Origin of the sequence: Caballeronia udeis (assembly GCF_001544555.2) — a bacterium.
Classification (GTDB): Bacteria; Pseudomonadota; Gammaproteobacteria; order Burkholderiales; family Burkholderiaceae; genus Caballeronia; species Caballeronia udeis.
This window is the reverse complement of record NZ_FCOK02000133.1, coordinates 1-12,665: the sequence shown is the minus strand read 5'-3', so window position 1 is coordinate 12,665 and position 12,665 is coordinate 1. Positions and strand designations below refer to the sequence as shown.

Genomic DNA, 12,665 nt, shown 5'->3' with positions numbered 1-12,665 from the left:
TAGTCCTTCACCACCATCAGGTTGGACAGGGGACTTGCACCCCCAAGCTGTTGCGCATGCTCGGCGCACCAAAAAAAGCCGCCCGGTATGAACCGGGCGGCTTCTCGTACTAGCAGATCAGTTACCGAAGCCCGAACCTGTAAAAGGCCCGGACTCCAGAGCTTACTCCGCCGGATGCTGCTGTTCCGCAGGTGCTGCAGGTGCGGTTTCGGGCGTACCGAAATCGAACGATTCTTCCGCTGCAATCTGGTCGAAGCGTTGACGATCCGACAGTTCGCGGCTCTTGCGTGCCTTGTGGAACGCGAGACCCGTACCAGCCGGAATCAAACGGCCGACGATCACGTTTTCCTTCAGACCGCGCAAATCGTCGCGCTTGCCCATGATGGCCGCTTCGGTCAACACGCGCGTCGTTTCCTGGAACGAAGCTGCCGAGATGAACGAATCGGTCGAGAGCGATGCCTTCGTGATACCCAGCAGTACGTTCTCGTAGGTCGCGGGGATCTTGTCTTCCGCGGCCATCCGGTCGTTCTCGTCCAGCATGTCCGAACGCTCAACCTGTTCGCCCATGATGAAGCGCGTATCGCCGTTGTCGACGATCTGCACACGGCGCAACATCTGACGCACGATCACTTCAATGTGCTTGTCGTTGATCTTCACGCCCTGCAGACGGTACACGTCCTGCACTTCGTCCACGATGTAGCGAGCCAGCGCTTCGATACCCTGCAAACGCAGGATGTCGTGCGGATCCGCCGGGCCATCGACGATCATTTCGCCCTTGTTGACGACCTGACCATCGTGCACCAGCACCTGCTTTTCCTTCGTGATCAGGAACTCATGCTGTTCCCCTTCCACGTCGGTAATAACAAGACGCTGTTTGCCCTTCGTGTCCTTACCAAACGACGTCGTACCCGTGACTTCCGCCAAGATACCGGCGTCCTTCGGCGAGCGCGCTTCGAACAGTTCGGCCACACGCGGCAGACCGCCGGTAATGTCACGCGTCTTCTGCGCTTCAACCGGGATACGTGCCAGCACTTCACCCACCTGCACTTGCTGACCATCCTTCACGGTGATCAGTGCGCCGACCTGGAAGCCGATCTGCACCGAGTGCTCGGTGTTCGGGATCTTGACTTCTTCGCCTTGCGCATCGAGCAGCTTCACTTGCGGACGAACGCTCTTTGCCGCTTGCGAACCGCGACGCTTCACGTCGATCACGACGAGCGTTGAAAGCCCCGTCACATCGTCGATCTGCTTCGCTACCGTCACGCCTTCTTCGACGTTTTCGAACTTCACCGTACCGCCCCACTCGGTGATGATCGGACGGGTCAACGGATCCCATTGAGCCAGTTGTGCACCAGCCTTGATCTGCGCGCCGTCCAGTTGCAGCAACGTTGCGCCATACGGGATTTTGTGACGTTCGCGCTCACGACCGAGGTCGTCGGCAATGATCGCCTCGCCCGAACGCGAGATGACGATCTGCTCGCCCTTCGCATTCGTGACGTAACGCATGGTTGCCGTGAAACGCACCGTGCCGTTCGACTTCGCTTCAACCGACGAAGCAATAGCCGCACGCGATGCCGCACCACCGATGTGGAACGTACGCATGGTCAGCTGCGTGCCCGGTTCGCCGATCGACTGAGCAGCGATCACACCCACCGCTTCGCCAACGTTCACGCGCGAGCCACGACCCAGGTCGCGGCCATAGCACGAAGCGCACAGGCCGTAACGCGTTTCGCAGGTCAACGGCGTGCGCACGCGCACTTCGTCAATACCCAGGCGTTCGATTTCATCCACTGCATCTTCGTCGAGCAACGTGCCCGATTCGTACAGCGTTTCCTGCGTTTCCGGGTTGACGACGTCAGCCACCGTCACGCGGCCGAGAATCCGGTCACGCAACGCTTCGACAACTTCACCGCCTTCAACCAGCGCCTTCATGGCAACGCCGTTTGTCGTGCCGCAATCATCTTCGACCACGACCAGGTCCTGCGTCACGTCGACGAGACGACGCGTCAGGTAACCCGAGTTCGCCGTCTTCAACGCCGTATCGGCCAGGCCTTTACGTGCACCGTGCGTCGAGATGAAGTACTGCAACACGTTCAGGCCTTCACGGAAGTTCGCCGTGATAGGCGTCTCGATAATCGAGCCGTCCGGCTTCGCCATCAGGCCACGCATACCGGCCAGCTGACGAATCTGAACAGCGGATCCACGAGCGCCCGAGTCGGCCATCATGTAGATCGAGTTGAACGATTCCTGCTTCGTCTGATTGCCGTCGCGGTCGACCACGGGTTCCGTAGCCAACTGCTCCATCATCGCCTTGCCGACCGCTTCCGACGTTGCCGACCAGATGTCGACCACGTTGTTGTAGCGCTCTTGCGAGGTGACGAGACCCGACATGTACTGACGGTCGTATTCCTTCACCTTCTTGGCTGCATCGCCGACGATCTGTTCTTTTTGCGGCGGCACGAGCATGTCGTCGACGCAAATCGAAATACCGGCGCGCGTAGCCAGACGGAAACCCATCTGCATCAGCTGGTCGGCGAAGATCACCGTTTCGCGCAGACCGCACTTGCGGAATGCCGTGTTGATCAGGCGCGAAATTTCCTTCTTCTTCAGCGGACGGTTCAGCACCGAGAACGGCAGTCCCGGCGGGAGAATTTCCGACAGGATCGAACGGCCAACGGTGGTTGCGTACAGCGTGATCTTCGGCACGAACTTCGGTGCGCCTTCGCTCTGGTCCGGGTTGTGGATCATTTCCGTGATCCGGACATTCACGCGCGACGCCAGCTCGACTTCCTTGTTCTCGTACGCGCGAATTGCTTCCGACACGCCCGTGAACGTCATGCCTTCGCCCTTGCCATTCACCGCTTCACGCGATGCGTAGTAGAGGCCCAGCACGATATCCTGCGACGGTACGATCGACGGATCGCCGTTCGCCGGGAACAAGACGTTGTTCGACGCCAGCATCAGCGTGCGCGCTTCCATCTGCGCTTCCAGCGACAGCGGCACGTGAACGGCCATCTGGTCACCGTCGAAGTCGGCGTTGAACGCAGCGCAAACGAGCGGGTGCAGCTGGATAGCCTTACCTTCGATCAGCACCGGCTCGAAAGCCTGAATGCCAAGACGGTGAAGCGTAGGCGCACGGTTCAGCATGACCGGATGTTCGCGGATCACCTCTTCCAGGATGTCCCACACCACCGGCGTCTGGTTCTCGACTTCCTTCTTCGCAGCCTTGATGGTGGTAGCAACACCCATCACTTCGAGCTTGTTGAAGATGAACGGCTTGAACAGTTCGAGCGCCATCAGCTTCGGCAAACCGCACTGATGCAGCTTCAACGTCGGGCCGACCACGATCACCGAACGACCCGAATAGTCAACGCGCTTACCGAGCAAGTTCTGACGGAAACGACCGCCCTTACCCTTGATCATGTCAGCGAGCGACTTCAGCGGACGCTTGTTCGCGCCGGTCATGGCCTTACCGCGACGACCGTTGTCGAGCAGCGAATCGACGGCTTCCTGCAGCATCCGCTTTTCGTTGCGGACGATGATTTCAGGCGCCTTCAGTTCGAGCAGACGCTTCAACCGGTTGTTACGGTTGATCACGCGGCGATACAAGTCGTTCAGGTCCGACGTCGCGAAACGGCCGCCATCCAGCGGCACCAGCGGACGCAGTTCCGGCGGCAGCACCGGCAGCACTTCCAGCACCATCCAGTCAGGCTTGATGCCCGAACGCTGGAATGCTTCGAGCACTTTCAGGCGCTTCGCGTACTTCTTGATCTTCGCTTCCGAACCCGTGTTCTTGAGTTCGGTGCGCAGCACTTCGACCTGTTCGTCGATGTTGATCGCACGCAGCAGTTCACGCACGCCTTCCGCGCCCATCTCGGCACGGAATTCGTCGCCGTATTCTTCGACCTTGTTGTAGTAATCCTCTTCGGTCATGATCTGCCGCGCTTTCAGCGGCGTCATGCCCGGTTCGATCACCACGTACGCTTCGAAATACAGCACGCGTTCGATGTCGCGCAGCGTCATGTCGAGCACCATGCCCAGACGCGACGGCAACGACTTCAAGAACCAGATGTGCGCAACCGGCGAGGCCAGTTCAATGTGGCCCATCCGTTCGCGACGCACCTTGGCGAGCGTCACTTCAACGCCGCACTTTTCGCAGATCACACCGCGGTGCTTCAGGCGCTTGTACTTGCCGCACAGGCACTCGTAGTCCTTGATCGGGCCAAAAATCTTGGCGCAGAACAGGCCATCGCGTTCCGGCTTGAACGTCCGGTAGTTGATGGTTTCAGGCTTCTTCACTTCGCCGAAGGACCACGAACGGATCTTGTCCGGCGAGGCCAGACCGATCTTGATCGCGTCAAAAACTTCAGGTTGTTGGACTTGCTTGAATAGATCGAGCAGAGCTTTCATTGCGTCTCTCCAGTAGTCCGATTAGTTCCGGTCCAGGTCGATGTCGATACCGAGCGACCGGATTTCCTTCACCAACACATTGAACGACTCAGGCATGCCGGCGTCGATCACGTGGTCACCCTTGACCAGGTTTTCATACACCTTGGTACGACCCGCCACGTCATCCGACTTAACAGTCAGCATTTCTTGCAGCACGTACGAAGCGCCATATGCTTCGAGCGCCCACACTTCCATCTCACCGAAACGCTGGCCACCGAACTGCGCCTTACCACCCAGCGGCTGCTGCGTGACGAGCGAGTACGGTCCGGTCGAACGAGCGTGCATCTTGTCGTCAACCAGGTGATGCAGTTTCAGGTAGTGCATGTAGCCCACTGTGACCGTCCGTTCGAACGGTTCACCCGTGCGGCCGTCGCTCAACTGCACCTGATTCTTCGACTTCGTCATGCCCAACTGCTTCGCGATGTCGTCAGGGAACGCGAGGTCCAGCGCACGTTCCATTTCGCCTTCCGTCGCGCCGTCGAACACCGGCGTTGCAAAAGGAACACCTTCGCGCAGGTTCTTCGCCAGTTCGACGATTTCGTCGTCAGTGAAGTTGTCCAGCTCTTCCTTGCGGCCCGACTCGTTGTAGATCTTGGTCAGGAAAGCACGCAGCTCTTCGATCTTCGTCTGACGCTGCAGCATTTCGCCGATACGCCATCCCAGACCCTTCGCGGCCCAGCCCAGATGTACTTCGAGAATCTGACCCACGTTCATCCGCGACGGCACGCCGAGCGGATTCAGCACGACGTCCGCCGGGCGGCCATCGGCCATGTACGGCATGTCTTCGATCGGCACGATCTTCGACACCACACCCTTGTTACCGTGACGGCCGGCCATCTTGTCGCCCGGTTGCAGACGACGCTTCACAGCCAGGTACACCTTGACCATCTTCAGCACGCCCGGCGGCAGTTCGTCGCCTTGCGTCAGCTTCTTGCGCTTTTCTTCGAACGCCAGATCGAACTGGTGACGCTTTTGTTCTATGGAATCCTTGATAGCTTCGAGCTGTGCCGCTGCTTCTTCGTCCGCGAGGCGGATGTCGAACCAGTGGTAGTGATCCAGATCTTCCAGGTACGGCAGGTCGATCTTCGTGCCCTTCGCCAGCTTCTTCGGACCGCCGTTCGCGACCTTGCCGTTGAGCATACGGGCGAGACGCGAGAACGCGTCGCCTTCCACAATGCGCAGCTGGTCGTTCAAGTCCAGGCGATAACGCTTCAGTTCGTCATCAATGATCTGCTGTGCACGCTTGTCACGCGTAATGCCTTCGCGCGTGAACACTTGCACGTCGATCACCGTTCCGCTCATGCCCGACGGCACGCGCAGCGACGTATCCTTCACGTCCGACGCCTTCTCACCGAAGATCGCGCGCAGCAGCTTTTCTTCCGGCGTCAGTTGAGTTTCGCCCTTCGGCGTGACCTTGCCGACCAGCACGTCGCCCGCTTCCACTTCAGCGCCGATGTACACAATGCCCGACTCATCGAGACGGCCGAGTTGCACTTCAGCCAGGTTCGAGATGTCGCGCGTGATTTCTTCCGGTCCGAGCTTGGTGTCGCGTGCAACCACGTTCAGTTCTTCGATGTGGATCGACGTGTAACGGTCTTCAGCAACGACCTTCTCCGAGATCAGGATCGAATCTTCGAAGTTGTAGCCGTTCCACGGCATGAACGCGACCAGCATGTTCTGGCCGAGCGCGAGCTCGCCCAGATCGGTCGATGCGCCGTCGGCCACGACGTCGCCACGGCCAACACGGTCGCCGACCTTGACGATCGGACGCTGGTTGATGTTCGTGTTCTGGTTCGAACGCGTGTACTTGATCAGGTTGTAGATGTCGACACCGACTTCACCGGCAACCGCCTCATCGTCGTTCACGCGAATCACAATACGGCCCGCATCGACGTAATCCACGATACCGCCGCGGAACGCCTGCACGGTCGTACCCGAGTCGACTGCCACAGTACGTTCGATACCCGTACCGACCACAGCCTTTTCAGGACGCAGGCAAGGAACCGCCTGACGCTGCATGTTCGAGCCCATCAATGCGCGGTTCGCGTCATCGTGTTCAAGGAACGGAATCAGCGAAGCGGCCACGGACACGATCTGCGACGGCGCCACGTCCATGTACTGGATACGGTCCGGCGTGACCATCAGCGTTTCGCCCGCTTCACGCGACGAAACCAGTTCGTCGGTCAGCGTGCCGCCTTCGCCCAGCGACGCGTTCGCCTGAGCGATCACGTAGCGGCCTTCTTCAATCGCCGACAGGTAGTCGATCTGATCAGTCACCTTGCTGTCGACCACTTTCCGATACGGCGTCTCGAGGAAACCGTATTCATTCAAGTGAGCGTACAGCGCCAGCGAGTTGATCAGCCCGATGTTCGGACCTTCCGGCGTTTCAATCGGGCACACACGGCCGTAGTGGGTCGGGTGCACGTCGCGGACTTCAAAGCCTGCGCGTTCACGCGTCAAACCGCCCGGTCCAAGAGCCGAAACACGGCGCTTGTGGGTGATTTCCGACAACGGGTTCGTCTGGTCCATAAACTGCGACAACTGCGACGAACCGAAAAACTCGCGAATGGCCGACGAAATAGGCTTCGAGTTGATCAGGTCGTGCGGCATCAGGTTTTCGCTTTCAGCCTGACCCAGACGTTCCTTCACAGCCCGTTCCACGCGCACGAGGCCTGCGCGGAACTGGTTCTCAGCCAACTCACCCACGCAACGCACGCGGCGATTGCCCAAGTGGTCGATGTCATCGACTTCGCCCTTGCCGTTACGCAGCTCGACCAGGATCTTGATGGTCGCGAGGATGTCGTCGTCCTGCAGCGTCATCAGACCGGTGATTTCGTCACGGCCCACGCGACGATTGAACTTCATACGACCCACCTTCGACAGGTCGTACGCGTCTTCGCTGTAGAACAGACGGTTGAACAGCGCTTCGACGGCTTCTTCCGTCGGCGGTTCGCCCGGACGCATCATGCGATAGATCGCGATACGTGCAGCCATGCGGTCGGCTGTTTCGTCGATACGCAGCGTCGACGAGATGTACGGACCCTGGTCCAGATCGTTCGTGTAGAGCGTCTGGATGTCCTTGACCTTCGACTCGCGCAGCTTCTCGAGCACCATTTCGGTGATCTCGTCGTTGGCGTTCGCGATCACTTCGCCCGTCTCGCCATCTACGACGTTCTTCGCCAGCACGCGGCCAAGCAAATAGTCTTCCGGTACCGAGATGAACTTCGTCTTCGCGGCTTCGAGGTCGCGAATGTGCTTCGCGTTGATCCGCTTGTCCTTCTGGACGATGACTGTGCCTTCGCGATCCTGGATGTCGAAGCGCGCGACTTCACCGCGCAGACGCTCCGGCACGAATTCCATCTGCGCGCCTTCACCCATCAGAGCAAAGTTATCGAAGACGAAGAAGTTTGCGAGGATCTGCTCCGGCGTCAGGCCAATAGCCTTCAGCAGGATGGTCACAGGCATTTTCCGGCGACGGTCGACGCGGAAATACAGCACGTCCTTCGGATCGAATTCGAAGTCGAGCCACGAACCACGGTAAGGGATGATACGAGCCGAGAACAGCAGCTTGCCCGAGCTGTGCGTCTTGCCCTTGTCGTGTTCGAAGAACACGCCAGGCGAACGGTGCAACTGGGACACGATCACGCGTTCCGTGCCGTTGATGACGAACGAACCGGTCGGCGTCATGAGCGGCATTTCGCCCATGTAAACTTCCTGTTCCTTCACTTCCTTGACGACCGGCTTGCTCGGCGATTCCTTGTCGAGCAGCACCAGGCGCACCTTCGCGCGCAAGGCGGAGCAATACGTCAAACCGCGCTGTTGACATTCCTTGATGTTGAATGCCGGCGGCGAGAGCATGTAGCTGACGAACTCGAGACGCGCAAAACCGTTGTGCGAAACGATCGGAAACACTGATGAGAATGCTGCTTGCAGTCCTTCTGCCTTGCGCTGAGTCCCGATGGTCTCGGCTTGCAGAAATGTGCTGAATGATTCAAGCTGGGTTGCCAGCAAGAAGGGAACCTGGTGAACGATGGGGCGTTTCGCGAAACTCTTGCGAATACGCTTCTTCTCGGTGAAGGAATATTGCATACGATCTCCGAATCACGGCGGGCGTTGCCGAGGCGGGATACCTCGATGACACGACCCGGTGTTCACCGACTGAGACTCGCCATACGCCCGGGGAGGACGAACGAGCCTAGAAGCTTGGTGGTTGGCCGCTACCAACCGCTGGCTGACGGCAGCGGATGCCTGTGTTGCCCGCTACCCGACCAAACTTGCCTTCTGCAGTCGCTTCAGAAGACAAAGAAAAGAATCGGTAAAACCGCCCGACCGATGTTTTTCTTTGGCTTCTGTGAGGTTTTTGTGGCCGTTACCGGCGACTTAAAACATTGTCCCCACAAAGCAGAAAAAGGCCGGCGGTCAATAGACCGCCAGCCTTAGCAAAGCGCAGTGAAACTTACTTGATTTCAGCCTTCGCGCCTGCTTCTTCCAGCTTCTTCTTCGCTTCTTCAGCAGCAGCCTTCGGTACCGATTCCTTAACAGGCTTCGGTGCGCCGTCAACCAGGTCCTTCGCTTCCTTCAGGCCGAGACCCGTCAGTTCGCGAACAGCCTTAATCACCGACACCTTGTTCGCGCCGATTTCGACCAGGTTCACCGTGAACTCGGTCTGCTCTTCGACGACAGCAGCGGCGCCAGCAGGGCCAGCAACAGCAACAGCTGCAGCCGACACGCCAAACTTCTCTTCGAACGCCTTGACCAGCTCGTTCAATTCCAGAACCGACATCGAGCTTACTGCTTCGAGGATGTCATCTTTTGCGATTGCCATTTGAGATACTCCTAAATTGAATTCGGATACAGCCAGCGATCTTGTAAGCCTAACCAGACAACCAAGCGCAGTACGTTAAGCAGCAACTTCCGGCTCAGCTTCAGCCGGAGCTTCAGCGCCGCCACCCTTTTGTGCGGCGAGCGCGGCCAGGGCGCGCGCGAAGCCGGCAACAGGAGCTTGCATGACGTACAACAACTTGGAGAGCAGTTCTTCGCGGCTCGGGATGTTGGCGAGTGCTTGCACAGCCGCCTTGTCCATCACGTTGCCTTCGTAGGAACCAGCCTTGATGATCAACTTGTCATTGGTTTTGCCGAAGTCGTTAACAACCTTGGCAGCAGCAATTGCATCTTCCGAGATGCCGTAGATCAGAGGACCGGTCATCTGCTCGGCCAGCGGAGCGAACGGCGTACCTTCCACGGCGCGACGCGCCAACGTGTTTTTCAACACGCGGAGATACACTTGTTGCTCGCGAGCCTTTGCGCGAAGCTTGGTCAGATCGCCAACCGCAATTCCACGATACTCAGCGAGCACCATCGTCTGAGCCTTCGCAACTTGCGCGGCGACTTCAGCGACAACTGCCTGCTTGTCTTCTTTGTTCAGTGGCACGGTTAAACCTCCAGATTCGATGCGCCAACTTAGCGCACCGCGTTCAACAACGGCGTCCGACCTGTCAGGAGTATTTCGACCGGCTGGTGCGTACCTCACGGCACGTGACAACCGACTTCAACCACACCAAAACTGTTCCGGGTTCGCCATCTGCGTTGGCTTGCATTAAGGTCACGCCCAACTGCTGCGCTTCCGCCAACGGTCTTTGACAACCGGTTGCTCGCCAAACTGCAGCTTGCAACCGCCCAAAGCCCTTAACGCTGGCTGACGCGAGATCGCGTCAGCCAGCGCATGATTCTTTACTGCGAGAGCGTGGAGTGATCTACGCGCACGCCGACACCCATGGTGCTCGACAATGCGATCTTGCGCAGATACACGCCCTTGCTGGTCGCCGGCTTGGCCTTTTGAAGGGCTTCCACCAGTGCCGACAAATTCTGACGCAACGACGCCGGCTCAAACGAAGCACGGCCGATGGTTGCGTGGATGATCCCGCCCTTGTCGACGCGGAACTGCACCTGACCAGCCTTTGCGTTGCGAACAGCTTGAGCAACGTCAGCGGTAACCGTACCGACCTTCGGGTTCGGCATCAGGCCGCGCGGGCCAAGAATCTGACCGAGCGTACCGACAACGCGCATTGTGTCCGGCGAAGCGATCACAACGTCGAAGTTCAGGTTACCGGCCTTGACTTGCTCAGCCAGGTCTTCCATACCGACGATTTCTGCGCCGGCTGCACGAGCCTGCTCAGCCTTTTCGCCTTGCGCAAACACAGCAACGCGAACCGACTTGCCGGTGCCTGCGGGCAACACGACCGAACCCCGAACCACTTGGTCCGACTTCTTCGCGTCGATGCCGAGCTGCACAGCTACGTCAATAGATTCATCGAACTTCGCGCTTGCGCATTCTTTCACGAGCGAAAGAGCGTCGTCGACGGGATACAGCTTCATACGATCGACCTTGGAGGCGAACGCTTGAAGACGCTTAGAAAGCTTAGCCATTTACACGCCCTCCACGGTGATGCCCATCGAACGGGCGCTGCCGGCGATCGTACGGACCGCTGCGTCCAGATTCGCTGCCGTCAGGTCAGGCATCTTGGTCTTTGCGATTTCTTCAGCTTGAGCGCGCGTAATCTTGCCGACCTTGTCAGCATTCGGCTTCGGCGAACCCTTCTGGATACCCGCTGCCTTCTTGATCAGAACGGTAGCCGGCGGCGTCTTCATGATGAACGTGAAGCTCTTGTCCGCGAATGCCGTAATAACCACCGGCACCGGCAGACCCGGCTCCATCGCTTGAGTCTGCGCGTTAAACGCCTTGCAGAACTCCATGATGTTCAGGCCGCGCTGACCCAGTGCCGGACCAACCGGCGGTGACGGATTGGCTTTACCTGCAGGAATCTGCAGTTTGATAAAGCCGATGATTTTCTTTGCCATGTTGAAAACCTCTGCAGAACGCGTTAGCGTTCGGTGAGTGATAACGCGCGCTCGCCAAAATCGGCTACTGACGCTCCTCAACAGCCATAACGCGGACTGTAAGCGCGAACCGCGCTACGAAGTGAACACTTCGAGCGCGGCAAAAAACGAATGCTTTTAAACCTTCTCGACCTGACCAAATTCCAGTTCAACGGGGGTCGAACGTCCAAAAATGGTGACAGATACCCGAACGCGCGATTTCTCGTAGTTGACTTCTTCGACATTGCCGTTGAAGTCCGTGAACGGACCGTCCTTGACCCGAACCATCTCGCCCACTTCGAAGAGCGTTTTCGGACGCGGTTTTTCCACGCCTTCCTGCATCTGCGACATGATCTTTTCCACTTCACGCGGAGAGATCGGGCTCGGACGATTACGCGCCCCACCAACAAAACCCGTCACCTTGGCGGTATTTTTTACCAGGTGCCACGTTTCGTCCGTCATTTCCATTTCGACGAGCACATAGCCCGGAAAGAAACGACGCTCGGTCACCGACTTGTGACCGCCCTTCACTTCCACGACTTCTTCGGTCGGGACGAGGATTTGACCAAACTGATCTTGCATGCCGGCGCGGTCGATGCGCTCCTGAAGCGCACGTTGCACGCTCTTCTCCATACCGGAGTAGGCGTGCACGACATACCAACGTTTTCCGCTCGGTGATGCTGGTGCTTCGCTCATATCATCTCCAACCCAGAATTACCGAGAATATCACCCACTCAATCGACTTATCGCTAAGCCACAAGAAGATTGCCATGATCAGCACAAATGCGAAGACCACCAGCGTGGTTTGCGTGGCTTCCTTACGTGTCGGCCACACCACCTTACGGACTTCTTTGTACGAATCTTTGGCAAAGGCGATAAAACCCTTTCCCGGTGCGGAGAGAAGACCGACCGCAACACCCGCGATCAAACCGACAGCCAGCGCGGCGCCGCGAACGTACCACTCCTGGCCACTCAGCCAGAAGAAACCTACGAACCCGGCCAAGACCAACAATACGCCCGCAGTCAACATCAACTTGTCGCCGGAAGTATTTACAGTTTCGACGGAAGGATTCGCCATAACACCTTAAGCAGCGCCCGGAGACGCAAGATTGTGGCAGGGGCAGAGGGAATCGAACCCCCAACCTTCGGTTTTGGAGACCGACGCTCTGCCAGTTGAGCTATACCCCTAAACCATTTTGGGGTCGGCGATTTCGCCAACCCCGAAAACTACAGACTATCGAGCAATTTCTGGCTTTGCTCGACTTACTCGAGAACCTTGGCGACGACACCAGCGCCGACGGTACGACCGCCTTCACGGATAGCGAAGCGCAGACCTTCTT

Annotated in this window: 9 protein-coding genes and 1 tRNA gene; all 10 read right to left on the bottom strand. The window is 58.2% G+C overall.

Features of this window, described 5'->3' with window-relative positions; genetic code table 11:
- Positions 1 to 162: 162 nt before the first annotated feature.
- The gene (gene rpoC, locus AWB69_RS43715; RefSeq protein WP_062092987.1) at positions 163 to 4,410 is read right to left on the bottom strand and encodes a DNA-directed RNA polymerase subunit beta'; all 4,248 of its coding nucleotides are present in this window, start codon (positions 4,408 to 4,410) and stop codon (positions 163 to 165) included.
- Positions 4,411 to 4,431: 21 nt separating this feature from the next.
- Positions 4,432 to 8,538 carry a DNA-directed RNA polymerase subunit beta gene (rpoB, locus tag AWB69_RS43710; protein ID WP_062092986.1) on the bottom strand — a complete coding sequence of 1,369 codons (4,107 nt, stop codon included), beginning with the start codon at positions 8,536 to 8,538 and terminating at the stop codon, positions 4,432 to 4,434.
- Between the two features lie 367 nt (positions 8,539 to 8,905).
- Positions 8,906 to 9,274, bottom strand: a complete 369-nt coding sequence (gene rplL / locus AWB69_RS43705; protein ID WP_062092985.1) for a 50S ribosomal protein L7/L12 — start codon at positions 9,272 to 9,274, stop codon at positions 8,906 to 8,908.
- Between the two features lie 75 nt (positions 9,275 to 9,349).
- The gene (rplJ, locus tag AWB69_RS43700) at positions 9,350 to 9,880 is read right to left on the bottom strand and encodes a 50S ribosomal protein L10 (RefSeq protein WP_047845330.1); all 531 of its coding nucleotides are present in this window, start codon (positions 9,878 to 9,880) and stop codon (positions 9,350 to 9,352) included.
- Between the two features lie 299 nt (positions 9,881 to 10,179).
- The gene (rplA, locus tag AWB69_RS43695) at positions 10,180 to 10,875 is read right to left on the bottom strand and encodes a 50S ribosomal protein L1 (RefSeq protein ID WP_062092984.1); all 696 of its coding nucleotides are present in this window, start codon (positions 10,873 to 10,875) and stop codon (positions 10,180 to 10,182) included.
- A complete protein-coding gene (rplK, locus tag AWB69_RS43690) occupies positions 10,876 to 11,307 on the bottom strand; it encodes a 50S ribosomal protein L11 (RefSeq protein WP_062092983.1) in 432 nt (143 codons plus the stop codon).
- A gap of 156 nt (positions 11,308 to 11,463) precedes the next feature.
- Positions 11,464 to 12,021, bottom strand: coding sequence for a transcription termination/antitermination protein NusG (gene nusG, locus AWB69_RS43685; protein ID WP_031361596.1), 558 nt, complete (start codon positions 12,019 to 12,021; stop codon positions 11,464 to 11,466).
- 1 nt (position 12,022) lies between these two features.
- Complete coding sequence (gene secE / locus AWB69_RS43680; protein ID WP_047845327.1) at positions 12,023 to 12,403, bottom strand: preprotein translocase subunit SecE; 381 nt, start codon at positions 12,401 to 12,403, stop codon at positions 12,023 to 12,025.
- A 34-nt stretch (positions 12,404 to 12,437) separates the two neighbouring features.
- Positions 12,438 to 12,513: transfer RNA gene (locus AWB69_RS43675), tRNA-Trp, on the bottom strand.
- Positions 12,514 to 12,588: 75 nt separating this feature from the next.
- The coding region (locus AWB69_RS46665; RefSeq protein ID WP_291430591.1) for an EF-Tu C-terminal domain-related protein at positions 12,589 to 12,665 on the bottom strand (77 nt) is incomplete at its 5' end.

Coding starts and splice junctions, on each gene's coding strand:
- secE (WP_047845327.1), bottom strand. CDS start 12,403: ATGGCGAATCCTTCCGTCGAAACTGTAAATACTTCCGGCGACAAGTTG.
- nusG (WP_031361596.1), bottom strand. CDS start 12,021: ATGAGCGAAGCACCAGCATCACCGAGCGGAAAACGTTGGTATGTCGTG.
- rplL (WP_062092985.1), bottom strand. CDS start 9,274: ATGGCAATCGCAAAAGATGACATCCTCGAAGCAGTAAGCTCGATGTCG.
- rplK (WP_062092983.1), bottom strand. CDS start 11,307: ATGGCAAAGAAAATCATCGGCTTTATCAAACTGCAGATTCCTGCAGGT.
- rpoC (WP_062092987.1), bottom strand. CDS start 4,410: ATGAAAGCTCTGCTCGATCTATTCAAGCAAGTCCAACAACCTGAAGTT.
- rplA (WP_062092984.1), bottom strand. CDS start 10,875: ATGGCTAAGCTTTCTAAGCGTCTTCAAGCGTTCGCCTCCAAGGTCGAT.
- rpoB (WP_062092986.1), bottom strand. CDS start 8,538: ATGCAATATTCCTTCACCGAGAAGAAGCGTATTCGCAAGAGTTTCGCG.